General features: G+C 46.0%; 21 protein-coding genes and 2 riboswitches. Of the genes, 7 read left to right on the top strand and 14 right to left on the bottom strand.

Annotation, left to right across the window (positions count from 1 at the left end; translation table 11 throughout):
• Positions 1 to 9 precede the first annotated feature (9 nt).
• A complete protein-coding gene (locus tag AABA11_RS04965) occupies positions 10 to 429 on the bottom strand; it encodes a tetratricopeptide repeat protein (RefSeq protein WP_265728823.1) in 420 nt (139 codons plus the stop codon).
• Positions 430 to 612: 183 nt separating this feature from the next.
• Entirely contained in the window at positions 613 to 1,815 is a 1,203-nt protein-coding gene (locus AABA11_RS04960; protein ID WP_265728867.1) for an MFS transporter, read from the bottom strand.
• 110 nt (positions 1,816 to 1,925) lie between these two features.
• Here AABA11_RS04960 and AABA11_RS04955 point away from each other — a divergent pair, with 110 nt between their 5' ends.
• Positions 1,926 to 2,807, top strand: coding sequence for a LysR family transcriptional regulator (locus tag AABA11_RS04955; RefSeq protein ID WP_338265918.1), 882 nt, complete (start codon positions 1,926 to 1,928; stop codon positions 2,805 to 2,807).
• A gap of 60 nt (positions 2,808 to 2,867) precedes the next feature.
• Here the strand turns inward: AABA11_RS04955 and AABA11_RS04950 are convergent, their stop codons facing one another.
• From AABA11_RS04950 to AABA11_RS04935, 4 genes are all read right to left on the bottom strand, one after another.
• Positions 2,868 to 3,539 (bottom strand): energy-coupling factor ABC transporter permease, encoded by a 672-nt coding sequence (locus AABA11_RS04950; RefSeq protein WP_338265915.1) that lies wholly within the window; start codon positions 3,537 to 3,539, stop codon positions 2,868 to 2,870.
• 64 nt (positions 3,540 to 3,603) lie between these two features.
• A riboswitch (cobalamin riboswitch) is annotated at positions 3,604 to 3,832 on the bottom strand.
• A gap of 82 nt (positions 3,833 to 3,914) precedes the next feature.
• Positions 3,915 to 4,982 (bottom strand): FUSC family protein, encoded by a 1,068-nt coding sequence (locus AABA11_RS04945; protein WP_338265912.1) that lies wholly within the window; start codon positions 4,980 to 4,982, stop codon positions 3,915 to 3,917.
• Between the two features lie 82 nt (positions 4,983 to 5,064).
• The gene (yegD, locus tag AABA11_RS04940) at positions 5,065 to 6,429 is read right to left on the bottom strand and encodes a molecular chaperone (RefSeq protein WP_338265910.1); all 1,365 of its coding nucleotides are present in this window, start codon (positions 6,427 to 6,429) and stop codon (positions 5,065 to 5,067) included.
• Positions 6,430 to 6,702: 273 nt separating this feature from the next.
• Entirely contained in the window at positions 6,703 to 7,284 is a 582-nt protein-coding gene (locus AABA11_RS04935) for an NnrU family protein (RefSeq protein WP_338265907.1), read from the bottom strand.
• Between the two features lie 315 nt (positions 7,285 to 7,599).
• Between AABA11_RS04935 and nspC the strand changes: the two genes are divergently transcribed.
• From nspC to AABA11_RS04920, 3 genes are all read left to right on the top strand, one after another.
• Entirely contained in the window at positions 7,600 to 8,697 is a 1,098-nt protein-coding gene (gene nspC / locus AABA11_RS04930) for a carboxynorspermidine decarboxylase (RefSeq protein WP_338265904.1), read from the top strand.
• Between the two features lie 49 nt (positions 8,698 to 8,746).
• The gene (locus AABA11_RS04925; protein WP_265728815.1) at positions 8,747 to 9,985 is read left to right on the top strand and encodes a saccharopine dehydrogenase family protein; all 1,239 of its coding nucleotides are present in this window, start codon (positions 8,747 to 8,749) and stop codon (positions 9,983 to 9,985) included.
• Positions 9,986 to 10,148: 163 nt separating this feature from the next.
• Entirely contained in the window at positions 10,149 to 11,363 is a 1,215-nt protein-coding gene (locus tag AABA11_RS04920) for a hypothetical protein (protein WP_338265901.1), read from the top strand.
• 75 nt (positions 11,364 to 11,438) lie between these two features.
• On the opposite strand, the gene AABA11_RS04915 is transcribed toward AABA11_RS04920, so the two are convergent.
• The 6 genes from AABA11_RS04915 to AABA11_RS04890 all read right to left on the bottom strand — a co-directional run bounded on the left by AABA11_RS04915 (position 11,439) and on the right by AABA11_RS04890 (position 20,004).
• Positions 11,439 to 12,668, bottom strand: a complete 1,230-nt coding sequence (locus tag AABA11_RS04915; protein ID WP_338265900.1) for a sirohydrochlorin chelatase — start codon at positions 12,666 to 12,668, stop codon at positions 11,439 to 11,441.
• An 83-nt stretch (positions 12,669 to 12,751) separates the two neighbouring features.
• On the bottom strand, positions 12,752 to 16,615 hold the full coding sequence (cobN, locus tag AABA11_RS04910; protein ID WP_338265898.1) for a cobaltochelatase subunit CobN: 3,864 nt from the start codon (positions 16,613 to 16,615) through the stop codon (positions 12,752 to 12,754).
• A gap of 182 nt (positions 16,616 to 16,797) precedes the next feature.
• Positions 16,798 to 17,883: a cobalamin biosynthesis protein CobW gene (gene cobW, locus AABA11_RS04905; RefSeq protein ID WP_265728812.1), complete on the bottom strand. Its 1,086-nt coding sequence runs from the start codon at positions 17,881 to 17,883 to the stop codon at positions 16,798 to 16,800.
• 38 nt (positions 17,884 to 17,921) lie between these two features.
• Positions 17,922 to 18,695, bottom strand: a complete 774-nt coding sequence (gene cobM, locus AABA11_RS04900) for a precorrin-4 C(11)-methyltransferase (protein ID WP_338265896.1) — start codon at positions 18,693 to 18,695, stop codon at positions 17,922 to 17,924.
• Between the two features lie 35 nt (positions 18,696 to 18,730).
• A complete protein-coding gene (cobJ, locus tag AABA11_RS04895; protein ID WP_338265894.1) occupies positions 18,731 to 19,507 on the bottom strand; it encodes a precorrin-3B C(17)-methyltransferase in 777 nt (258 codons plus the stop codon).
• Between the two features lie 131 nt (positions 19,508 to 19,638).
• A complete protein-coding gene (locus AABA11_RS04890) occupies positions 19,639 to 20,004 on the bottom strand; it encodes an MliC family protein (RefSeq protein WP_338265891.1) in 366 nt (121 codons plus the stop codon).
• 248 nt (positions 20,005 to 20,252) lie between these two features.
• Positions 20,253 to 20,414, top strand: a riboswitch (FMN riboswitch).
• A 121-nt stretch (positions 20,415 to 20,535) separates the two neighbouring features.
• Here AABA11_RS04890 and AABA11_RS04885 point away from each other — a divergent pair.
• The gene (locus AABA11_RS04885; RefSeq protein WP_265728808.1) at positions 20,536 to 21,027 is read left to right on the top strand and encodes a 6,7-dimethyl-8-ribityllumazine synthase; all 492 of its coding nucleotides are present in this window, start codon (positions 20,536 to 20,538) and stop codon (positions 21,025 to 21,027) included.
• 71 nt (positions 21,028 to 21,098) lie between these two features.
• Here AABA11_RS04885 and AABA11_RS04880 read toward each other — a convergent pair whose 3' ends face one another.
• Both AABA11_RS04880 and rsmS read right to left on the bottom strand, forming a co-directional pair.
• Positions 21,099 to 22,340 (bottom strand): leucine-rich repeat-containing protein kinase family protein, encoded by a 1,242-nt coding sequence (locus AABA11_RS04880; RefSeq protein ID WP_338265887.1) that lies wholly within the window; start codon positions 22,338 to 22,340, stop codon positions 21,099 to 21,101.
• Positions 22,341 to 22,477: 137 nt separating this feature from the next.
• The gene (gene rsmS / locus AABA11_RS04875) at positions 22,478 to 22,639 is read right to left on the bottom strand and encodes a pleiotropic regulatory protein RsmS (protein ID WP_265728806.1); all 162 of its coding nucleotides are present in this window, start codon (positions 22,637 to 22,639) and stop codon (positions 22,478 to 22,480) included.
• 179 nt (positions 22,640 to 22,818) lie between these two features.
• Between rsmS and AABA11_RS04870 the strand changes: the two genes are divergently transcribed.
• Together AABA11_RS04870 and AABA11_RS04865 are read left to right on the top strand one after the other, a co-directional pair.
• Positions 22,819 to 23,457, top strand: a complete 639-nt coding sequence (locus tag AABA11_RS04870; protein WP_338265884.1) for a class I SAM-dependent methyltransferase — start codon at positions 22,819 to 22,821, stop codon at positions 23,455 to 23,457.
• A gap of 137 nt (positions 23,458 to 23,594) precedes the next feature.
• Entirely contained in the window at positions 23,595 to 25,859 is a 2,265-nt protein-coding gene (locus tag AABA11_RS04865) for a YgiQ family radical SAM protein (protein ID WP_338265881.1), read from the top strand.

The raw sequence follows: 25,859 nt of genomic DNA, 5'->3' as shown, positions 1-25,859 counted from the left end.
TTTGTTGCGTTAGGCTTTTTTCAGATCAAACAATACGTCGTGAATCTCTGCCTTTAGTTCTTTGTCGATTATCTTGTTGCTGTGAATTTTAGCTTGTTCTAGGTATTCAATGGCACCCGCGTTGTCGCCAAGCTCTAGTTTCAATTGCGCTGCCGAAAAGCCGATGGAGGAAAGGTAATCTTTGGAGTTTATAGCAGCGGCTTTTTCTAAGGCTTTATCGTAGATGACAATGGCTTGCTCTAAGTCGTCGGTAAAGTCGCCTAGGGTTTCCCACTGAACTGGGTGGTCTTTGTCTGTGCCGTCGTTGTCATCACAGATGGTTTTTAATTCTTGGTAATACCCATCAAAACCCGCTTGGTCTTTTTTATTGGCGCAGGTCATTAGTTCCTTGGCGAGGTATAGGACTTCTTTGTATATTTTAGTGTTCATATTTTACTCAGCATGTAATCTTCAATAGCGTATTAGGGGGCATGGTAATTTTAATACGCTATTTATGACAGCTTTTCATGAATATCAGGGCAATAAAATAAACGCTAGGCTCGACTCAGTTCCAGCGCTCCTGTCGGCATTTGGCTCTATTAAGAGTTAGTAGGTACTACTAATTTTACCCTGTTAATGGGAAACATTCAGCGACAAGGTTTTTTTGTTGTCTAAAACCAAACTCACTCCCGCCAAAACAACCGCGCCGAGCACTATCCAAGACCCCAATACAACGCCGGTCCAACCGTTCGCTTGCCAAAATGGGTCTAGGTAGAATCCGCCTAAACTTGCCCCAAGATAATAGAAAACAAGGTACAAAGAAGAGGCGCTGGCTTTGGCGTGTTTGGCGTTGCGACTAACAAACCCACTGGCCGTTGAGTGACATAGAAAGAAGCCAAAGCTGTTTATGAGTAAGCCCACAATGATCGCCAATAACGAATTTCCAAGCGTCACCAGTGAACCAAACATAAAGATACAGGTGCCTAACACCATAATATTGGGCTGGCTCCAACGCTTGGCGAGTTTACCCGAGATTGCCGAACCCAAGGTGCCAGATAAATAAGTTAAGAACAGCAAGCCGACGTACTTCGCAGTTAAGTTATATGGCTCAGCCTCTAAAACGAAGGTCACATAGCTGTATTGATTGATAAAAATGAAGAAGCTGAAGCCACCAATCAAATAACAGGTAAGTAATCGACGGTTTTGCAAATGGCTTTTCATATTATTCAATATATGACCAACACGAAGAGGCTTTGGCTCAAAGTGTTGAGATTTTGGTAGCAGGAAGAAAAAAGCGAGCAAACACATCAGACTGATGGCACTCATTACGGCAAAAGTGGCAGAGCGGCCCAGCCACTCCCCGACGAAGCCGCCAATAAGACGACCACCAATACCACCCAATGTATTACCGCTGATGTACAAACCAACCGCCACCAGTAACGCTTCAGGCGTGTACTCGTCTCCCAAATACGCCACCGCAATGGCTGGCAACCCTGCCAGAAAGAAGCCTTGCAACGCGCGTAATGCAAGCAGTGATTCGTAGCTTTGTACTAAGGACAAACAAAAGGTGGTTAAGGTGATGCCCACCATGGTCATCACCATGATGCCTTTTCGACCAAGAGCGTCAGAGATCGGCCCATAAAAAAGCAATGAAATGCCCAGAGTCAGTGTGGTAATGGTGAAGCTGCCACTGGCTTGCAGTGGGCTGATGGCGAATTCATTCGCGATCATCGGCAATAAAGGCTGTGTTACATACACATTGGCAAAAATCATGAATGAGCCAATCACCAAGGCCAAAGTGCCTCGCCAAAATACCGCACTGCCAACTTCAATCACACGCAACTCCGCTGGGTTAACACCCATAAAATGAAATAACAGTGCCACTATACGCCCAGTGATTTTATCAATAAAATATATCTATCTTATAGAATCCATAAGGATCTCTGATGGACATTAAACCATTGCGTTACTTTGTTGCCATTGCAAAAACCGCCAGTTTCACGAAAGCGGCTCAGCAGTTGAGTGTCGCTCAGCCTGCCGTGAGTATGGCGATCAAAAAATTGGAAGCCGATTTAGGTTTGACTCTCATCCATCGAGCCGATCGTCACGTGGGTTTAACGGATGAAGGTAAAAGGTTATTGGTTCATGCGGAAAAAATCGTTCAGGCAACCGATGACGCTCTGCTGGAAATGGGTGAACTACAGGGATTAAGTCAGGGCGAAGTTCGCGTAGGAATTCCCAGCATGTTGGGCTCGTATTATTTCCCCCCCATTTTGATGGCGTTTCGCCACAAATACCCTACCATTGCGCTTAAAGTCATTGAAGGCGGTACGTGGCAACTGCAACAAATGCTCGAAAATGGCGAGTTGGATCTGAGTGTGATCGTCGCGGAAACCCTGCCCGACGGCTTGGAAACTCAGGCATTGATTCGTGAAGAAATGCGAGTCACCATTGCGACAGATCACCCCTTTAGCCAACTAGAACGCATCACGCCAGACGCGTTTTTCGATGAAGAATTGGTGATGTTTAAAGAGGGGTATTTTCATCGTCGCATCGTCGATAAACTGGCCAAAGCGTGTAATAAACAACCTAAAATTGGCTTCGAAACCAATTTAATTCCACTAATCAAATCCATTACTCAACAAGGTTTTGGCATCTCAACCTTACTCTCTATGGTAATAGAAGACGACGACGAGCTAATAACCCGATCATTTGATCCACCCATTTGGTTAGACCTTGGTATTGCTTGGCGTAAAGACAGCTATCTATCGAAAGCCAATCGCGCCTTTTTGGAGTTTGTGAGTGAACACGGTCGCTACAAACGCTGAAGACAAAAATGCCCGTCCTAAGTAGACTCAGAACGGGCATTTGCTATCGATCAACTGCGTTTAATTAAACAAACGCGCTTCAAACAAAGACGACTGTTTAAAACGGTGCAGGCTTTTCGCCCCAGCCAGAACAGCAAGGTCCAGAATAGGTTCAATCAGCACAACACTCAAATACGCGATACCAAACGTCGCCACAGAGGCCAAGTTATCAGCACCCATACCTTGACCATAAAATGCCCAGAACGCCACCCAAGCGACAATGCCGCCTTGGTAAGTTAAGGACAGTTTCAATGCCTGTTTATAGCTAATATCGACGTATGCCGTATTCTCCGCGATAGTGCGACGAGCCACCGCAGACATAGCAAACAAAGGCAACAATAACGTCGTGACGTTCATACCATATTGAGGCAAGTCGAATTGAGCAAAGAAAACACCTTGTGTTAATAAGCCTAATATCAGGCCTATAGATGCCGCGGCCGGGCCAAAAACAAGAAACAACGTCGACCCCAAGATGAGATGCACTTCCGATACGCCCACAGCCTGATGAGGCAGTATCTCAAAAAAAGCAAAGACAAAAAGAGTGGTTAACGCACTACGACCGATCAAAGACAGCAAGCCGTCTTTTTTTATCATCTCGATGGACGCTTTAGCGGATAGACCAAGCGCGGCAAAGGCCGTCGCGTAACTTAAAACAATTTTTGCGCCGTCAACGACGCCCGGTTCAATGTGCACGATGTGCCTCCAAAATGGATCTCATACTCACCCGTATGATTCAAATTAACGTATTGGTTTACCCAAATACGAGTCAATGAAGGCCGGTCTCCGGACTCATAAGTGTGGGATCGAACTGTATTTTTACGTCTCTCGCCCCTTCCCATCCGATATCATTACGCTCACGAACAGTGGAAACGAGAAAAAATACATCACTTATTTACCGTTGCGGGGGCAGTACAGGGTTTGTGTAAGTCCACTCACCTGTTTCCCGTTTCACCAGTCAGACTGGCACCTTCACAAGAACGGTCAACCTCATTAAGTAACGACGTTGACCGAAGTTCGAAGCGTACGTTTTAAGTCCGCGTTAAGCAACAAACGAATTGCAAATTGCGCTTAGGAAGGCTTACGACCTGATAAAGAACTGCGTGCGTTCATTCTCGATTCAATATTTTTGAGAAGAGAAGTGCGATGAAAAACAGTACCGCCTATAATACCAATGGTGCTGCCAATGGAGATATCAACCAAACGGTGATGCAACAACACTTCTGTGCTCATGTTTGCGCTGGTGATTTCGGCCATGATGACGGTGAGCGGCGTAATAAAAATCACCGCGGCACCGTAGTTTTTTACGATCAATAATTCCACAACAAACTGGAAAAAGATCATGCTAAGTGCCAACACCCAGTAATTAGGTTGAAAAGAAAACAGCACAGAAGCAACGCCCATCCCTAATGCCGTTCCCACAATGCGATGAATGTTACGGTGCCAGATCATCCGATAAGTAGCGCCTTGCAAAATAGCCGCGCAAGAAATAGGCACCCACAATGCGTTTGGTAAATGGCACAACACGGCCACGAAATAAGCAAAAGCAATACAGAATGCGACCAGAGCGCCTTCTAAAATAATGGCGTTTACTTGAGGATCCGTCTCTATCTTAACGGGAGGTAAGTCATTTGCGTGCGTCATCAAGCTGTAAAAGAAAGCCAGTATGCATGCCAACATGCCCCCCAACCCCACCATGCCAATGTTCGCAGACCACCGGCTCAAATCAAATGGCAAATAAATCGCAAGCGCAGACACAAGAATGAAGAAAAAACTGCCCGGTGGAGGAAGACGATAATAGCGCGTAATGACAATGGCACTAAATGACAAGATCCCAAGCGCCAGCGCAGCAAGGTAAGGGTTAACACTGGCCAACGAGCCCACGCTAAAACACACCATAAAGCCAAAAGAACACATGGCCAAGGTCACCATTCTATGGGCAATACGCGTTTTTGGTAGATACAAGATAACCATGGCGCCCAAGCTGGATAAGGTGGCAACGGCAAATTGATTGGTCGCAGCGCCGATCAAGGCGGGCGTCCCAACAGCGACGGCGGCTAAAACCGCAAGATGCCAAGGTCGCTTGATATCGCTCCATGCAAAAAGGTCTTTTATCTGAATCATCACAGACTTTAGCAAGTTGGTACTCCATACAAATGTTTAGTAGGACAACATTATAGCACCAACAAGCACCATCAAAGATGAAAAATTTGGATCGGCGTTATCTAAAAATACGTTCAGACCAAACCGTTAGCCCAGCGGCAACACTGCCAAAGTGATCGCCATCCAAGACGGGGATATCACCAATACTGGCTTGAATCGCCTCACGAATAACGGGCGATTTGGCGGAACCACCAGTCATGTAAATTAAATCTGGGGTTTCACCTGCCTGCGCAATGGCGGCTTTCATCAGGTTAAGCATTTTTTCTAATGGAGAATCGATGGATTTTGCCAATGCATCCCGCGTGATGTCGGCTCCTAAGGCCGCTTCGATGTAATCCAGCGCGGCGGTATAATGAAACGAGTCAGACAGTGCAATTTTGGCTTCTTCTGCGCTTCTTACAATGTGGTAATTGTGTTTCTCTTCTCTCATGCGCAAGAAACGTTCTATTAATTTGGGGTTGGCCGCGTCTAATTTCAGTTGCTCGATTTGCTGTTTGGTTTCCATACTATTAAAGGTTGCAATCGCTGACACGTCATTCGTGGTCACGGCGTTCCAGTAAAGCTGTGTTGGCATGGGCAACCCCGTTTTTAACAAGCTATTCATCCCGAACAGAGGCATAAAATGTCGGCCGGCAATTTGTATGTCCAAATCATTACCGCCAACACGCTCTCCAGTATGAGCCAGAAAATCGTCACGACGGTCCGCTTTTTTTAGATAATCTGGCCCCATTCGCACCATCGCGCAGTCCGTAGTACCACCACCAATATCCACAACCAAGACGGTTTTGTTGTCTGGCAAGGTCATTTCAAAATCTAACCCCGCCGCTATTGGCTCATAAAGGAACTCAATTTCCTTAAACCCTGCGCGCTTTCCAGCCGTTGTGAGAATGTCTAAGGCTTGTCGGTTACTGGCTTCGGCATCAAGGCCTTGGAAGTTGACTGGTCGCCCAATCACCGTGTGAGTAATCTCCTGACCAAGAGACTTTTCAGCGCGTTGTTTGATGTTTTGCATCATCACTGTGACGATGTCTTCAAAGAAGTGAATGTGCTCAGAACGTAAGCCAGCACCACCAAGGAAAGATTTGGGAGATTTTACAAAATAGCCTTCTTCAGGCCATTGAAAGTATTCTTCAAATGCAGCGCGACCAAAAAATAACGTCTGATCTTCATCCGCGATGTCTTCTTCGTAACGAGCGCGCTTGGCACGAGTTAACGCATTTTGTCTAAGCTCTGCAAAGGATTGTCTTACATGAATATCTTGAAGGCCTCGACCAACGGCTTCGGTGATTAAGTCACGATCTAGAGCGTATAAAGTAGAAGGTAAAAAAGAGTGATCTCCTTCCAACGCGACTAAACGCACTGACGAATCTTGCATAACGCCCAACGCGCAATTGGATGTTCCGTAATCAAAACCACAAATCATCTATTTTTACCTATCAACACGAATAAAATGGCCGCGGACGATAACAGAAAGCCCCCAAAGTATCAAAAGCTGAAAATGACGGCTAACTTGAAAAAACGCTTAATACTCAATGGAACTATCCGCTTTACGTGATGAACATGTAGGCAAGCCACTCAATAAATTGCTGATGGCATTAATACTCTCCTTACTACCATTTCAGGCATTGCCGAACAGACAAAAAAATGCCCTATTAGATTTTAGTCTGATAGGGCATTGTTACAGGTTGGGAGAGCACTAAACCAATGGAGACACACCAATAATGGCTTGATGCAGGTAAAACGCGATAGCAAACCAAGACACCATAGCAAACGCGAACGCCGCTAAGTCATATTGCACGCCAGATTCAAAGTCTCTAATGACTCCAGCTTTTCTATCACGACGACGATACACAGCAAAGCTCACAATAGACCACACCAAAAAGCTGCCAAATACCATCACATCAGCCAACGAACCGTTACTGATCAAATGCGCAAATGCCCAGATTTTCACCGCGATCAACATTGGATAACCGATTTTCTTTTTCATTGTGGTATTGGGAACCAACGCAGAGCCTGCAAAGAACAACGCAACCAATACCAGCAATCCCGCCAAATGGCGTGTCCAAACGGGTGGGAACCACAACCAAACTGGCTCAACGCGCATTTGTAGATACCCCATCACAATAAACGCGGTCGACAATAGTGTGATCATCCCAAAGCGCATTTTCCAACGCATCGCGCCATGCTGCTGCATAATCGTCTCACGCCAATGAGGAGCCACCAAGCGAACAGAATGCAGACAAAAGAAAACCACCAACCCTATTACTAAAATCAACATACTAAGATGTTCCTCATACTCTTAAAAAATCATTTACCCGTGCGGCTTTGGCTTTTATAAACGCCGTGTATAGAACGACCAAAACCGCCATACCGTTGTTAAACAGAATTATAAAGTGAAACAGACAATAGGCCTATTACTCATTGCAGCCAATTCTAAAAGTGCAATTCCTTATGCCACAAAATTTCAAGCCCTTAAAACCCCAAGGAAGTCACCAAAACGTCACAAAAAGCCCTGTAAAATAGCGTTTTTAAGCTAGAAAAAGCCCCCACCTTTGCTCTAGAATACACCGTTTTGACTAACGGGCAGGTTGCCATGATCAAGACACCATATTACCTCATTGATAAAGCGGCTCTTCTGAAGAATTTAGAGAAGATCGCCTATGTGCGCCAACAGTCCGGAGCCAAGTCTTTGCTTGCTTTAAAATGCTTTGCCACTTGGTCAGTGTTTGACCTGATGCAAGAGTACATGGACGGCACGACGTCTTCATCTCTGTACGAAGTGAAGCTTGGAAAAACCAAATTCAAGGGTGAAACTCACGCCTACAGCGTGGCGTATTCTGACGATGAAATTAGCGAAGTATTAGACCACTCCGACAAAATAATCTTCAACTCTATCGGCCAATTCAACCGTTTTAAAGACGCCAGCAAAGACAAAACTCGGGGGCTACGCGTGAATCCTCAGGTCAGTACATCTGAGTTTTTGATTGCCGACCCAGCGCGCCCTTTTAGCCGACTTGGCGAATGGGACCCAGAAAAAATTGAAACAGTGATTCACGACATATCCGGTTTTATGTTCCACAATAACTGTGAGAACAACGATTTTGATCGCTTTGATGACATGCTGAACCTGATCGAAGAACGTTTTGGTCATTTGATTCAGCAAGTGAAATGGGTAAGCCTTGGCGGCGGCATACATTTCACAGGGGAAAACTACCCTATCGATAAGTTTTGCCAACGCCTAAAAGCGTTTGCTGAGAAGTACGACATTCAAGTGTATTTAGAGCCAGGTGAAGCCAGTATTACCAAAAGTACCACGCTTGAAGTGACAGTATTGGACACGTTATTCAATGGCAAAAACTTAGCCGTTGTAGACAGCTCTATCGAAGCGCACATGCTGGATTTATTGATCTACCGTGAAAATGCTAAAATGGCACCGTGTGAAGGCGAGCAGGAATACATGATTTGTGGAAAATCTTGCTTAGCGGGTGATATTTTCGGCGAATTCAAATTTGAAAAACCCTTGCAAGTTGGTGACCGCCTATCGTTTCAAGACGCCGCAGGCTACACCATGGTGAAAAAGAACTGGTTTAACGGTGTAAAAATGCCGTCTATTGCCATACGCCAACTGGATGGCACTATCGAGCTCGTTAGGGAATTCGACTACAACGATTTTGAGCAGAACTTGTCTTAATCATAAGTTAATACGGTTCAACACTTTTTATTTTGGAGATAGCGTTACTATGAAAAAAAATGTCCTAATCATCGGCGGTGGAGGCGTGGCTCGTGTTGTGGCCCATAAATGCGCCCAACACAATGACACACTGGGCAATATCGCAATTGCTTCGCGCAGCGTTACGAAATGCGACGATATTGTATCCAGTGTCCTCGACAAAGGCAGCATGAAGGTAGAGGGCCGCATTCAAGCATTCGCCCTAGACGCTCTTGACGTGCCAGCAACGGTTAAATTGATTCAAGACACCGAATCTCAAATCGTCATCAACGTAGGCTCAGCCTTCATCAACATGTCTGTGCTTGAAGCCTGCATGGAAACGGGTGCCGCTTACCTAGACACCGCCATCCATGAAGACCCAGCTAAAATTTGTGAAACCCCACCTTGGTACGCAAACTACGAATGGAAACGCCGCGACGCGTGTAAAGAAAAAGGCATCACAGCCATTCTTGGCGTGGGCTTTGATCCAGGTGTTGTCAACGCTTACGCCGCCCTTGCGTACAACGATTATTTTGACAGTGTGAGTGATATCGACATCATTGATATCAACGCCGGCAGCCACGGTAAATACTTCGCAACCAACTTTGATCCAGAGATTAACTTCCGTGAATTCACCGGACGTGTGTACTCTTGGCAAGACAGCGCGTGGCAAGAAAATAAAATGTTTGAAGTCAGCCGCACAGACGATTTACCTGTCGTCGGCAAACAAACAGCCTACATGACAGGCCATGATGAAGTGCACTCCATCTCACAAAACTTGAATGTACCAAACGTGCGTTTCTGGATGGGGTTTGGCGAACACTACATCAACGTATTCACCGTGCTTAAAAACCTTGGCCTGCTGTCTGAACAGCCCGTTAAAACCGCGGAAGGTTTAGAAGTCGTGCCACTTAAAGTGGTAAAAGCGGTACTGCCTGACCCTTCTTCTCTTGCCCCTGATTACACAGGAAAAACCTGCATTGGTGATGTAGTGAAAGGTATCAAAGATGGCAAAGAGAAAGAAGTCTTCATCTACAACGTTGCAGACCACAAAGACGCGTTCAACGAAGTCGGCAGCCAAGGTATTTCTTATACAGCTGGCGTGCCACCTGTTGCAGCAGCCATCTTGGTTGCCAATGGCACGTGGGATGCGAAAGAGATGCGTAACGTTGAGCAACTTGATCCAAAACCTTTCTTAGGTTTGTTGAATGACATGGGCTTGCCGACTCGAATTAAAGACGAAAACGGCGACCGCCCTTTCACACTTTAATAGCAATACCCTAAAGCCAGCCTGACTTTACATAACCCCGCTTTGTCGGGGTTATTTTTTTCCTGCTCATTCTTTACTCAAACCATGCACAATAATGCTATAGTTTCGACACTGTCTCTTTCTGTTTTATTTATGAACTGATCAACCGATAAGGAACTCTGTTATGAAAAAGGAACTCAAGCTAGCGTTAATGCTCACCACTATCACTTTAACACTGGCAGGTTGCGCCTCGAACCCTGACTCTGCATCCAACCTAAGCGAAGACGCTAAACAGTCTGAAACCATCAGTCAAATCAGCGAATTCAAAGCCTCGTTAGACCAAGCAGAACAGCAAGTCTCGAAAGGCGTCGAAGAAGAGCTAGACTGGTTTGCAGCAAAGCACGTAGAAGAAGCCAATAAAGCACTGGCGGAAGCGAAAGAATATTACGCAAAATTTGAGTTTGATCCATCCGAAGCCAACAGCAGCACTGGGCTTTTTACTTCTACCACCAACATCGGCGCAGCCAAAGAAAGTCTTAATCAATTTAACAGCCGCATGGACAAAGCAAGAGGCTTAAAAGCCACATCCCTGTCCACTCTGTCTGAAGCCTTTGATTATCACGCACAGTTGAAAAAAATTGACGCTGAAAAATACTTTCCAAGTACAGTCAAAGAACTCAACACAGAGTTAAAAAAACTGGTTGATCAAATTGCAGACGAAAAAACAGGAGATGCCATTGCCGCTCAACCTGCGTTGGTCGCAAATCTGCGCGCTCTTGAAGTCAAAACCGTCAGTAAAATTTACTTAGCGGATGCTCAAAAAGAACTCGATCGACTCATTAAATCAGACATTTCACAACATGCGCCGAAGTCCCTGTCTCAAGTATCCGCATCATTGAATGCTACAATTGCGTTCATTGCCGCCGACCCAAGAGCAATCGATGCAATTAAAGAAAAAGCAGATGCGGTTCTTTTTTCGGTGAAAAGAGCGGAGCGGATTTCGTTGACAGTGAAAAAACTCAAAGCTTTGTCATCAAAAGATTATGAAGACTTCGTTACTGGCTACGAAAAAATTCTTTTTGAAATCAGTTACACACTTGGCACAGAAGACAAACGTGACCTATCGTTTGAGCAGCAAGGAAAAGCATTGGTTACTTTCATCAACACTGAAATGAAAAACTTAAATGAATCCGAAGACATTCAGCAACAACTTCGTAAAAAGCTGTCTAACCAAGTGGCGTACTCTAAACTTCTCGAAGACAAAATTGAAAAACTAAACAAGGACTTAGCTGAACTAAAACAGCCTCTAGTAGATAAAGAAACACAGGAAAAAGACACCGTGGCGACAGCAGCTGAGACGGTAGAAAGTGAGACTAAAATGGACACTTCAAACCAATAACATTTGGTTAAACCATAAAAAATGCCAGCAACTTTACATAAAGAAGCTGGCATTTTTTTATCCGCAACGTTTGAATTATTTGTGGGCAAACGCGGTTTTCGTGCAATCACCGTCGATTTTGTCTTTCTCTTCTTCAAGAATGTCTTGTGTAAACTGCCCCATAAAACAACAGCAAATCCCTTCACCAATCATAGTGCGTGGCCCCATTGGGTGACCAATGTGCTTGTAAACACCATGAGAATGCCCATGATCATGTGAATGTCCGTGGCTATGACTATGACCATGAGAGTGTCCATGATCATGCGAATGTCCGTGACTATGATCGTGTGAATGCGGTTTAAGCACAGAAGAGTGAGACGACTCACCCGAAGAGACAACAGCATGCTTAAGGTCAAAACTAGACAGGCCTTGCGTGTCGTCTTGTGGGTCAACAAACTCAGCATGGTGGTGGTGAACATCCACCTCACCTGCTGCCAAACGTCGCTTAAAAGAATTCATCAAGGTTTCTTCGCCGGTCTGCGATTCCCCTTGCATGATTTCTTCCACACGATTTTGAAAAGCATCAATAACCCGCGGATGGTCATTTAGATAAGGTGTTTGAATGAACTCAATACTTGGGTAAGCTTGAGCCACCTTGTCGACATAACCTTGAATACGTTTGATCAAGCGACCAGTAAATAAGAAATATGGGGCAACCACTATGCGCTTGTAGCCTAACTTCATTAGGTTTTCTAAACCAACCCCTACAGACGGATATGTTACGCCAGAGTAAACCGTATCCGCCCAGCCAAAGCCCATATTTTCGTTAACAATGCGCGTCAACTTCGCCGCTTCTGCGTTCGCAGACGTATCCGAGGTACCACGACCAACGACAACCAACAGAGTGTCATAAAGGTTGGCTGGCGGGTTTTCAGGGTCCAATCCCAGTGATTCATAAATGCGCGCTTGGAAGGCATCGATCATGTCATCTTGTAAGCCTAACTCACGGCCATAAGTGATGTGCAAACCTGGGTGCTTTTCTTCGTAAGTGGTTAACACCGAAGGAATGTCGTTTTTCGCATGCGTTGCTGCGAACAACATGCCAGGCACCGCATAAATTTCTTCAACACCTTGGTCAACCAAGCTGTTTAAACCCATATGAATGTTAGGGGCAGAAAATTCCAAAAAGCCATACTCGACAGGTAAATCGGGAAAACGCTCTTTTAGTCCTTTTGCTACTAGACCAAACTCACGCTCTGCGTCTTTATCACGGCTGCCGTGGCCACAAATCATAATGCCCTTTTTGGCCTGTTCTGAATTTTTCATGCTTTCTCTCTTTCTGTATTCGACTTAGCTGACAATCAGTCTAGTGACTGCCAACAAGGTTACAAGTGACCTTCTGCCCAAGATCACAGGCTTTGTTCTTGTTGCTGATCCAAATCAAGCAACAAGGATTGAATGCTGTCTTTATAATCGCCCGCATTTTGCCACATGCCGCGCTGTATTGCTTCTAATAGACGCTCGCCCATTTCTTCTAATGCATGAGGATTATTATCTCGCATGAAGGCTTGGTTGTCTGGATCGAGCAACAACCTATCGGTGACTTGTTCGTATTGATAATCCGAGACCAAATCGGTCGTCGCATCATAAGCAAATAAATAATCCACCGTAGCGGTCATTTCAAACGCGCCTTTATAACCGTGCGTTTGCATGGCGTCGATCCATTTTGGATTCAACACTCGCGAACGTACGACGCGATTTAGCTCTTCTTTTAGGGTGCGAATTTTAGGCGAGCTCGGATTCGAGTGGTCACTGTGATAAACACTGGGCGCTTGACCACTAAACTCGGTAACGGCATTGGTCATACCGCCTTGAAACTGATAATAATCGTCCGAATCAAGTATATCGTGCTCGCGGTTATCTTGGTTTTGCACCACCGCGTCCAACTGCGACAAACGCGCCACAAACGCGTCTTTTGCCTCTACGCCTTCGCCATTTCCTTGATTGTCAGCCCCGTCGCCATAAGAACCATAAGCGTACCCCCCCCAGTTAACATAAGCTTCCGCTAAGTCGGCTTTGGTGTCCCAGCAACGCTCGTCGATTAAACCTTGCAAACCCGCGCCATAAGCCCCCGGTTTACTGCCGAAAACGCGATAGGTGGCTTGACGATTTGCCTCGGATTCACCCATGCCTTGAGCCAGTAATGTGCTTTTTCGCGCTTCCACATTGTCACGAATAACATTGCCTGTGCCCGGCTCTTGATAATCGGCAATGGCTTGCACCGCCGCATCGTAAAGCCGCATAACGTTGGCGAAAGCATCTCGAAAGAAACCGGAGACACGTAAGGTGACATCCACTCGCGGACGACCTAACTGCATGCAAGAAAGCACCTCAAAATCCGTCACACGATTCGAGCCCGGCGCCCAAATCGGCCGAACTCCCATTAAAGCAAACGCTTGAGCAATATCATCGCCGCCCGTTCGCATGGTGGCCGTTCCCCACACGGACAAGCCTAAGTCTCTAGGGTAATCACCATGTTCTTGTAAATGCCGCTGAATGAGCGCTTCAGCGGACTGCTGGCCAATCGCCCAAGCCGCCGGAGACGGAATCGCGCGGTTATCAACGGAGAAAAAGTTGCGCCCTGTGGGCAAGGTATCTAATCGGCCGCGCGTCGGCGCACCACTTGGTCCAGGAGGAATAAAACCGCCCGCCAAGCCCGTGATTAATGCCTGAATCTCGTCGTTTGCACTTTGCTGCAGCGCGACGAACAAGCGTTTTTTACTGTGAGCTAACAACGCAGCGGTTTGCGGCAAGAGTATGGCCAGCTCATCAATGGAAGCTTTACCAATCAAATGGCTCAGGACCAACGCCTTGGCCATTAGCTCCAAGCGCTCCTTGGTATCCGCATGAGTCCGCCACGTTAGTTCGCTTACAGACTGTAAACGCTCGGGCTTATTGCCAAGCCATAACGTTCGCTCACTTTTCATCGGATCAAAATCGTCTTGTTGCAACGATAAATCTTTGACTAAAGCGTGGAGAATCCCTTGACTGGTGATCTCACTTCCGCGCGGTAATCGCAATAATGCCACCAGCGTATCGGCCAGTTTATCGTCCTCGGGTAACTCCCCTAAACGGTGCAATCCATGACGAATTTGCGCCTCTTTTATCTCACATAAGTAAGTATCTAACCCTTCCAGCACGGACTCATCGTTGTCCGCTTCTATCCCTGCCAGCTCTTCAAGCAAATGTGTGGTTTGGACTTTTTCAAGAATCTGTTCACGCAGCCAAGTTTCTCGACGTACGTCCATGCCCATGGCTTGGTAATACTCATCAACTAAACTTTCTAACTCCGCCATATCGCCATAAGTTTCAGCGCGGGTCATCGGCGGCATAAGATGATCAACAATCACCGCTTGTGTGCGGCGCTTGGCCTGCGCACCCTCACCCGGATCATTCACAATGAAAGGGTAAAAATGCGGCATCGGCCCTAACGCAATATCTGGCCAACACTGATCTGATAATGCCGTGCCTTTGCCCGGCAACCATTCAAGGTTGCCATGTTTGCCCACATGCACAAAAGCGTCGACCTTATAGACATAGCGCAACCAAAAATAGAAGGCCAAATAACTGTGGGGCGGAATCAAATCTGGGTCATGGTAATTCGCCGCGAGATCTAAATTGAAACCACGAGCCGGCTGAATACCGACAAACGTTTCTCCTAAGCGAATACCCGCTAGCATGATGCGACGTTGGCCGTTTTGCTCGCGGCATTTATGGTCTTCTTCCGGTGGCCCCCAGCGATCCCAAACGGCGTGTTGGCATTCCAATGGCAACTGATAAAAATAGTGTAAGTAGTCTTCCAAGGCGATACTTTGCCAACAGCCACGTTCATGTAAGGTATTGGGGTTATTGGTCACCGCGCCAAGTAGCTCTTCGATCAAAGCGTTGCCGTGGTCGGGAATATTCGCAATCGGATAGCCCGCCGATTCTAAGGCTTTTAATAGATTCACTGTCGAGGCCGGTGTGTCCAAGCCTACGCCGTTACCAATACGACCGTCTTTGGTTGGGTAATTAGCCAACACCAAAGCGATGCGTTTTTGATGATTCGGTTTGCTGGCTAAATTGGCGAAACGCTTAGCCAGTTGAGCAACAAAACGCGCTCGCTCTTCTTGCAATTCGTAACGCACTAAATCGACTTGGGCGATATCGTTGTAATGGCTTAATGCTTTGAAACTGACTGCACGAGTAATAATGCGACCGTCCATTTCTGGCAAGACAATTTGCATGGCCACATCACGGCTGCGAAGGCCTTGAGTTTGCACTTGCCAATCTTCTTCGGTACTTCCAGACAAAATCAATTGCAAAACGGGTATCGGCGAAGCAAAAGCCGATTGAAAATCCGTTGGCTCAGAAGCCAAATCTGGACTGCCCACGCGATTTGCCGCAAAACCTGTGGTGTTTAAAATCACCTTGGCTTGAGTGCGTTCCACTAACGATTCGATCAAGCCTACCGAGACATCGTCTTTTAAGGAGCTTACCGCCACCGCCAGCGGAACCAGACCTTCTTGCTCTAGCACTTCGATCAAGCAATCAAACATCACGGTGTTGCCACTTTGAAGATGAGAACGATAAAACGCCAAAATAGCGACCGGAGAGCCTTGCGCTAATTCATCGGAATAATGATTTTGCCACTGGGCAAAGCCAGCAGAATGCCCCGCATGATAAATCAAAGCACTGGGTAAAGGAGTAGGCTCTTGCCAAGCACACGGCGACCCAAAATAACGATCAATGAGGAAATAGAACAATTGCTGAGAGTTAACTTGGCCACTTTCACGCAAGTAACGCCATACTCGATGACAGTCTTCTGGTTTTGCAGTGGAAACGTTCATTAGTGAAGGGTCTTGTGAATCGTCGCCCGGCACGATGATAAGCGTGCGACCTGCTTTGGCTTGCGCCCATTCTTGCAAGCGCTGAAAACCGTATGCCCAGTAATGCTCACCGCCCAACAAAGACACCACGACCACTTTAGCGTGATCGAGCACCTTGTGTTCGTACAAATCGTAAGCCGCGGGTTTGACCAACTGCATCCAATTTGCAAGCCGAACTGATGGCAGAGATCCTAGCTCTGTAATCAATTGATCTAGAGCACTGCCTAAAGCACCGAGCACACTGTCCGCCGCGGCCAAAATAACCAAGTCTGCTGGGGATTGCCCAAGATCGACAATCCCTTCGTCGTCAACAAAGCCACCCGGTTTGGCTGCTAATAAGTGCACGGTTTCTCCAATTACGTTCTTTTATTAAATCAATCTAGTTATTCGGTTATTCGACACTTATTCACGGTGTTACGAGCGAAGCCAAGACGAGGCAAAAATAGACGAGAAAGCGGAGTTTATAGTTATAAATGAGCAATTCGAGTCTATTTTTAACAAAGTATTGGCAAGCGCAGTAGCCGTGATCAAGCACTCAAAGCATCATGAAGAATATTCTCAACCTGCTCTTTACTAATGCCTTTACCGATAAATACCAGCTGGGTTTTACGCACCTCTTCAGGCTGCCATAAGCGATCAAAATAACGGTCTAAACGCGTTCCTACTGCTTGAAACACTTGGCGCATCGGTTTGCCATGTACTGCCGCAAACCCTTTTATACGAAAAATATTATGCTCTTCAACCAGCTGTGTGAGGGTTTCTTGCAAAAGGTCAGACTGCACTTCACCCAAGGTAATAACAAAAGAATCAAAGTGGTCATGGGCATGATCGTGGTGCGCGCCGTGAGCATGATGATGATCATGGTGGTTATGCACTTCGTCGATTCGGCTTTCCGTTGCAGCATCAATGCCTAGCAACATATCAAGTGCGGCTTCTCCATTTTCGATGTACACGGTTTTCACCGTATTTGGCACTTCATGACTGATAATGTCTTGCACTCGTGCTCTCTCTTCGTCGTTCAATAGATCATTTTTACTGACAACAACTAGATCTGCTGCACTCAACTGATCGTCTAACAGCTCTTGCAAGCTTGGGTCATGGTCTAGACTCTCGTCCGCTTGGCGCTGTGCCTGAACTTTGTCTTCATCATGAGCAAAACGCCCTGCGGCTACAGCAGGACCATCGACCACAGTGATTACCGCATCAACGGTGCAATACTCTTTGATACCTGGCCAGTTAAACGCTTGTACTAAAGGCTTTGGCAACGCCAATCCACTGGTTTCAATTAAAATATGGTCTATGTCATCTCTGCGCGCCACCAGCTGTTCCATCACCGGTAAGAACTCTTCTTCTACCGTACAGCAAATACACCCATTTGCTAATTCATAGAAACCATCATCACCGCGTTGTCCAGTCGCTTCCTGACCTTCATCCGGGCAATCCAATGGACAAGAGCGCAGTAGCTCTGAGTCAATGTCTAGCTCACCAAATTCATTAACGATAACCGCAATGCGCTTTCCTGCAGCTTGCTTTAGCACATTGGATAATAAGGTTGTTTTACCACTGCCCAAAAAGCCAGTCACAATTGTTGTGGGAATTTTATTCAACTGCATGATTCATCCTTCTTACTTTAAGGGATAATATTTTAAAATTATGTTTTCTTAGACTTATGTATCTTACGAAAGATGTGCGCCTGTCCTTTGTCGTATAAATAGGAGTCTGCAAAATCTTCTGTGTCTAATACCTTCCCGACCAATATCAAACTGGTGCGAGTGAATTTTTTCTCGCGTACTTTTGCCACAATATCCGACAAAGTACCCACTACATAATCCTGATCTGGCCAACTTGTGCGATAGCAGACGGCAACGGGGCAATCTTCACCATAATGAGGAATCAGTTCTTCAACTATTTTATGAATACGCGTTACGCCTAGGTGAATTGCTAAGGTCGCACCACTTTGAGCAAGCGCAGGTAAACGCTCACGCTCAGGGAAAGGAGTTTTGCCTTCGTATCTCGTCATAATCACCGTCTGAGAAACGCCAGACAAGGTCAATTCTTTTCTTAGCATAGCGGCGGAAGCCGCAACAGCACTAACCCCTGGAATCACTTCGTAATCTATATCTAATGCTTCCAATCGACGAATCTGTTCACCGATCGCGCCATACAACGCAGGGTCTCCGCACTGCAAACGCGCAACGTCTTTGCCTTCTTGCGCCGCTTTTTCTATCACCGCGGTGGTTTCGTCTAAATTCATTTCCGCTGTGTCATAAATGGCTTCAGCAGAACCGCGAACACTGTCTATCACCTGAGGAGGAATCAATGAACCTGCGTACAAAACAATAGGACAACGCTCCATTGTTTTGACGGCTTTGATTGTCATCAAGTCTGGGTCACCTGGGCCGGCGCCAATAAAATAAACCGTCATATTGTGTCTCTTAATCGTATTAACATCTTGATTAACTAAAGTTTTTTTGAGTAACCACGTGGCGTATAAATCCACTGTTTCTCACCATTCACTATGTGTTTCGTATCCGAGTTGCCAACACTTACCATGGTAAACATGTCCACGTCTTTTGCGTCTAATTCTCCCAGTGTTGTAAAAGTAATCTCTTCTTCTGGGCGTGTCAGTTGACGGCCAATCATGACTGGCGTGCTGGCAGGACGGTATTGCAATAGGACATCACGCGCGTGGTTAAGTTGCCAATCACGTTTTTTCGACACGGGGTTGTAAAAAGACACGACAAAGTCGCCAGCGCCACAGGCATGCAAGCGCTTATCGATGGTTTCCCATGGCGTTAAAAGATCGGAAAGTGAAATGGTACAAAAGTCGTGCCCTAACATGGCACCCACGCGGCTGGCGCCGGCTTGCATTGCTGAAATTCCGGGTATGACTTCAATGTCCACATCGAGCCATTCAGGGTGGTTTTCTTTGCCTTGTAATTGCATGTCCAGCAACTCAAATACTAAGGTTGCCATGGCGTAAATGCCAATATCGCCACTGGAAATTAACGCGGTATTTTTGCCTTCTGCTGCAAGATCTAAGGCCAATCGAGCGCGACCAATTTCTTCACCAAGTGGCAAATTGTGGAAAGTTTTTCCTTCGCTCAGTTCGCCAAGCAAATCAAGATAATACCCGTAGGCAACCCAATCGCTGCAAACAGACAATGCTGCGGTTGCATTAGGGGCAACCAAACCCAAATCACCTGGGCCCATGCCCATGACAAATAGCTTACTCATACGTTCTCTACAATGGAATCATGCGCCCTAAGGCGCGAATGAAGCCATTGTACACGTATTGCAAATGTGACGGGATGAAAACACCACGATTTAAAGTGAACGCCCTTCAGGTGATCTAATTTGAAAGCTATTTAAGAGTCAACTCGAACAAGGTGACATTGAGTTTTTACGACACCTTGCTCAATTTCGGCTTCATCGCCATGAATCCAAAATGACAAACCTTCCCCTAGATAAAAAGCACCAGAAGCACTGATGGCATGTGTCAGATGGTAGTTTTTATCCTTCCAGTTTACTTGGGCATTTTCTGCATGGAACAACACAGTTAAAAGCGTGTTGTTGCAAAGGTATTCAGCCGAGTTGGTTTGAGAAATATCTTCCATCTCATCACTTTCATTAAGATGTGTGGTGTCTTTATGAACCGAACTGCATGCCGCTAAGCCAAAAACAGACAGATCAATCAACACTCGATGCACAAATGTCTTGTGTATATTCACCATGTAAGACTCCATTCCAGACTAATATTCCAAGCTATTCGTTATAAACAGCGCGCTATTGTAACAAAACATTAAAATCTCTTAATAGTAATTTTATATCCAGCTAGACAAAAAGCACTACTAGCCCCCCCCATTCTTGGTTACTTTTTGTTATCCATAAAATTGTCACAAAGTCACCACAGTTGAGGAAGGCAGACACTTTGACAGCCACCGGCAAAAACGAGTATATTTCGTCTGTCGGATGTATCCGACTTCGTTCTCGGGGCGGGGTGAAATTCCCCACCGGCGGTAAAGACCCTGTTTTAATCACAGTCTAAGCCCGCGAGCGCCTACAAGAAGTCTTTCTTTTAGGGTCAGCAGATCTGGTGTGAATCCAGAGCCGACGGTTACAGTCCGGATGATAGAGAGCGCGTCAGACAAAACCTCTAATGATGGTGCCTATTTTAGGCTCATCATGTTAAGGTATGCCATTTTATCGTGGTATATTTGCCTGCCCGTTCGCCCTGATTCACCTTAGATTTTTAGGATTAACACATGAATCAGAGCTCAACGAATAACACTGAATTTACTCCAGCAACAAAACGCATTGCGATTCTGCACGCTTCTTGGCACACAGACATCGTTTTAAATTGCGTTGAAGGCTTCACAAAAGAACTTGTTTCTCGCGGCTACGATGCGTCTTTGATCGACATCATTCCCGTTCCTGGCGGATATGAAATTCCATTACAAGCCAAACTACTGGCAAAGAGCGGTCAATATTCCGCGATTGCTGGTACAGCCTTGGTTGTAGATGGCGGCATCTACCGTCATGACTTTGTTGCTCAGGCAATTTGCAATGCATTAATGCAAGTTCAATTGGAAACAGAAGTTCCGGTTCTTACGGCGGTGCTGACACCTCATAATTTCCATGAACACGACGAGCATAAAGACTACTTTAGTCGTCATTTTGTTAAGAAAGGCATCGAATTGGCTAACGCGTGCGATCAAACCATTCGTTTGACCGAAAAAGCCAAGCAAATGCTTTAAGCCTATGATCTAACACGTTTCAACATAAAACGCCTCGCATTATTTACCCTGCGAGGCGTTTTTTTGAGCGATTAAACGAAACGGCGCTTGCTTAGCGAATCATACAACACGCTTTTTTGCCCAACTTCGTCACACAAATTCAACATATCATCAATAAAGAAGCCTAAAGCGCGCTGCTCTATTTGTTCAATACCACCCTGTTGCTGCTCCGATAAATTCGCATACTTTGATGCGGCACCAAAATCTCCAAACAAAATATGACCATCTTGATTGATCAAAGTATTGTGTGCATAGAAATCACCATGGCTGACTTTTCTCTCACAAAAATGCGCCACCAGCCGATCCGCCTGCTCAATAACATAAGCGATTTTTTCAATCGAGAACTCTTGCTCTTTCACAAACGTATCTCGGGTGCACGAGTCCAGACTCGGCGGTTGACCTAAATTTGTATAATGCGCAGGAATCAGCTCCATCACCAAAGCCGAACAGTTGGGCTCTGAGACTTTCGCCAAAGGCTGAACCAAATTGCTGTGACTTCCAACGGCCAAACACGCATCCAGCTCATCTTCTGGATAGCCGTCACTGGTCACCTCACCTTTAAAGACTTTGACTGCTACAGAATCGGAAAAATCAAATCGGTTATGGTGCCAGGTTGCCAATGAAATAACCCCTGACGCGCCTTGACCTAACACTTGGTGCAACGTCAAATCCGAAAAAGGTACCGTTTTAAATTCATTATGCGGGTCACGCTCAGCGCAAAATGGGTTGCCCGAAAACGCCAACCAAGCTAAACGTGGCAAATGCAATAAGACATCTGGAAAAGCCTTAAGCTGATTGGCCGACAGCCGAACCAACTCCAATTTTTGGCAATTAACAAGAGAGTCAGGCAGAGCCGTTAAACGGTTTCCTGCCAACGCTAGCTTTTGCAAACGAGCTAAGCGTCCAACATCTTCGGGAAGATATTCAATTTTGTTATCAGTCAAAATCAGCCAACGGGTCAACGTTGGTAATGAATCAGAAGACACCGACACGATTTTATTGCTTTTGAAGCCGATCATTTCCAGCTGCGCACACTCGCCTAACACGGCTGGCAAATGCGTAAATTGGTTATTGGAGCAAAAGAGAATACGCAGTTTTTTGAGTCGAGATAAATCCGCAGGCAAAGAGCTTAGGTTATTATTCGATAAATCCAATATTTCTAAGCTATCGGCAAGGTCAAAAATAGCGTCTGGAAACGTCGTTAACTCTTCAGACAGCTGCAGACGGACCACCCCTTTTAGCTCTCCACGATTCAGTTGATCAAGTGTGTGCAAAATAGTAAATCTTCTTAACAAAATAGGATGGCGGCCATTATAGCGAATGTAACAAGGCAAATGTCTACGTTACCGGCGAATAATGTTGGATAAGCAAAGTCAGAACTTCGTCCATTTTAGGCTTTAAAATGAAAAACTTAGCCGCCTTTTATGTTGTTTTTATCACGCTTATTTTGAAAGTCTTTCAACACAATAGACAATGCTTCTACGGCAACCTCGGGCTCAACTTCGTGTTCTTCCAATAGCTCAATCAAATCAACAGCAAGTTTAATGTGATCTGGCGCAGACTCTAAAGACATAGTAACCCCATATTCAAAATGACAGCCTCTGTATGTAAAAATGGACGAAAGTGGCAATGAAAAGTCACCGCAGATGTCTATACTAGCCTTGACCTAACTGGAAAATCCAATCACCTAATTCCACCGTTTAGGATAAGACATACAGAACTTTAAACAAGCCCACATTTAATGAGGTTATCGTGATTACAAATGAATTTTGGCTAGATCGTTGGAAAACGGGCCGCATCGGTTTTCATATGGAAGGCGTGAACCCTAAGCTCGTAGAATTTTGGCCCACATTGCCTAAAAGCAGTCACGTTCTGGTGCCTTTGTGCGGTAAATCCAATGACATGATCTGGCTCGCAGAACAAGGCTATCAGGTGACAGGCGTTGAGCTTTCGTCTTTGGCTGTCGTGCAATTTTTGGGGGATAACGACTTCAGCTATGACACTCACCAAGAGGGTGAATTAAAGATTCATACCGTCCATGATTTGCCTCTGCGCATTGTCGAAGGCGACTATTTTCAATTTAACGAAAGCCACTTCGATGCCTGCTATGATCGCGCTGCCATGGTCGCCATGCCAGACTCAAAACGCGCCGAATATGTGCGTCATACACTTGACCGATTGTCCCCTTCAGCCTGGGTACTGCTCATCTCATTGTACTATGATGGTGAGAACCAAGGGCCGCCCTTTTCCGTTGAGGAACACAGCATCACATCCATGTGGGGAGAAAAAATTCACAAAATCGTCGCCGAAAATTTGGCGCCAACCCACCCACAATACAAAGAGAGAGGACACTCTGTTTTTGAAGAAAGTGTTTGGCGCATTCAGCCATGAATAAGAAAGCGGTAAGGTACACAGATTACACTGTCTACCCTTACCATTTTCTGGGATAATACGGCACAATTTTTCACCGATAATCCATGTATCCTCGTAATCGCAGCGCGTATTGCATCCGATACCAAGAGTAGACAATGATCAAACGACATAAAACCGCCAAACAACTTTTCTCTTACCCATTGTATTGGGCAGAATGTTACGGCGTTTCTCCATTCCTACCCACCACCCGAGAGGAAATGGACGCTCTTGGCTGGGACAGCTGTGATGTGATCATAGTGTCAGGAGATGCTTATGTGGACCACCCAAGTTTTGGCATGGCGGTATTAGGTCGATTGCTTGAAGCTCAAGGGTATCGCGTTGGTATTATCGACCAACCAGATTGGCGCAATACAGACGACTTTATGCGTCTTGGACGACCTAATCTGTATTTCGGTGTCACTGCAGGCAATATGGATTCGTTGATCAATCGTTACACCGCCGATTTAAAAGTACGCAATGACGACGCCTACACACCATACGGTGTGGGTGGGAAACGCCCCGATCGCGCGGTCATTGTTTATTCTCAGCGCTGCAAAGAAGCTTTCCAAGATGTTCCGGTTATGATTGGTGGAATTGAAGCCAGCCTACGCCGCATCGCACAATACGATTACTGGAGTGACGAAGTTCGCCGCTCGGTGTTGATCGATTCCACCGCCGACATTTTGCTTTACGGTAATGCGGAACGGGCTATGATCGAAGTAACCCACCAGATGGCGATGGGCAAAACCTTAGACGAACTCACCGACATTCGTGGTACGACCATTGTGCGTAACGCGCCGCCAGGTGGCTTCACTGAAATCGATTCAACTCGGGTAGATTGGCCTGGCAAAGTAGACCAAATCTACAGCCCATATGAATACATCCCAGAGGGTAAGTGCCAAACTAAAGACGAAGAAGAATCGGACGTCATGCCCATTCGCGTTATTCCTGCGCCTTTACGTCGTGGCGAGAAACTCGATCCAGAGAAAACCTACATTCGCTTACCTTCTTTCGAAAAAGTATCCAAAGACCCTGTCTTGTATGCACACACATCGCGTATTTTACATCTTGAATCAAACCCCCATAACGCGCGTGCGCTGATTCAAAAACACGGTAAAAAAGAAATCTGGGTAAACCCGCCGCCAATTCCACTCGAAACACCTGAGATGGATGGCGTCTTCGATTTACCTTATGCCCGAGTGCCGCACCCAAAATACAAAAAAGCCCGCATTCCTGCTTATGACATGATAAAAACATCAATCAACATCATGCGCGGCTGTTTTGGAGGCTGTACATTTTGCTCCATCACCGAACACGAAGGTCGCGTCATTCAGTCCCGTTCACACGAATCTATTTTGAACGAAATTGAAGATATTAAAGCGAAAGTATCTGGATTCACTGGACACATTTCCGATCTAGGTGGCCCTACATCTAACATGTACACCCTGAACTGTAACGACGATGAAGTTCAAGCGTCATGCCGCAAATTGTCTTGCGTCTATCCAACCATCTGCTCTAACTTAAACACCGATCACAGCCCAACGACGGAACTGTATCGTAAGACCCGCGCAATAGAAGGTATTCACACTGTGTCTATTGCCTCTGGTTTACGTTATGACTTGGCGGTGGAAGACCCAGAATACGTTCGTGAACTTGTTACACACCACGTTGGCGGCCTATTAAAAATTGCGCCTGAGCACTCAGAGCAAGGCACATTATCGAAAATGATGAAGCCAGGCATGGGGACGTACGACCGTTTCAAACGGATGTTCGACAAATATTCCAAAGAAGCGGGGAAAAAGCAGCATTTAATTCCGTACTTTATCGCCGCTCACCCAGGAAGCTCAGACGAAGACATGCTGAACCTCGCGGTATGGTTAAAAACTCATGATTTTAAACCAGACCAAGTACAAACCTTTTACCCGTCACCGATGTCATTGGCCACCGCCATGTATCATTCGGGCAAAAACCCGCTGAAGCCGGTAACGTACAAGAGTGAAGACGTATACACCCCTAAAGACGCCAAACAGCGTACCGTACAAAAAGGGTTTTTACGCTATCACGATGCCAGCAATTGGCAAGATTTACGCAACACCCTAATTAAAATGGGGCGTGCTGACCTAATCGGCCATGGCGACAACAAATTAGTACCTGCGGAAGAAAAAGACAAACAGATTCACCGACGCCCTCAAAAAGCCAAACCTGGCCAAGCAACCGGTGCTTCTCATTCTTCAAACCGGCCAACTCTTGAGAAAAATACGGCAGCAGAGAAAGCTCGCCGAAAAACCAATAATGAGGCTAAACATTCAGCGGGACGCTCTAATAGTGGCACAGCGCCTTCAGCGAAGCGCCGTAAGCCAAAGGTTAAGTCTCGCCAATAA

It is taken from the genome of Marinomonas pontica (assembly GCF_036322735.1).
GTDB classification, from domain to species: Bacteria; Pseudomonadota; Gammaproteobacteria; order Pseudomonadales; family Marinomonadaceae; genus Marinomonas; species Marinomonas pontica.
Note: the sequence above shows the minus strand (reverse complement) of the source record. Positions and strands in the feature narration are given on the sequence as shown.